Source organism: Microbacterium sp. GbtcB4 (assembly GCF_019091465.1).
Classification (GTDB): domain Bacteria; phylum Actinomycetota; class Actinomycetes; order Actinomycetales; family Microbacteriaceae; genus Microbacterium; species Microbacterium paraoxydans.
The window spans coordinates 1-239 of record NZ_JAGXJJ010000486.1; the positions used below are offsets into that span (position 1 = coordinate 1).

Annotated in this window: 1 pseudogene; it reads left to right on the top strand. The window is 74.1% G+C overall.

Features of this window, described 5'->3' with window-relative positions:
- Positions 1-239 (top strand): annotated as a pseudogene (locus KVS71_RS18560) (TPM domain-containing protein); the annotation flags it as partial.

The window sequence follows — 239 nt, forward strand, 5'->3', positions numbered from 1 at the left end:
TGCGCCAGCCCGAGCAGAACGCACCGCAGGAGCTGGAGCGGGTACGACGAGAGCGCGCCGATCTGGCGCCGCTCCTCGCCTCGGCCGCTCCCGCCCTCGCCGCTCTCGCCGCGACCTACGACCGGGCCGCCCTGTGCACCATTGCGGACAATCCGGCACAGGCGCAGGAGCGCGCGTCCTTGGCCGATCGAGCGTTCGAAGCCGCGGCACAGGCACTGACGGGCGGACGCTCCCGAGGG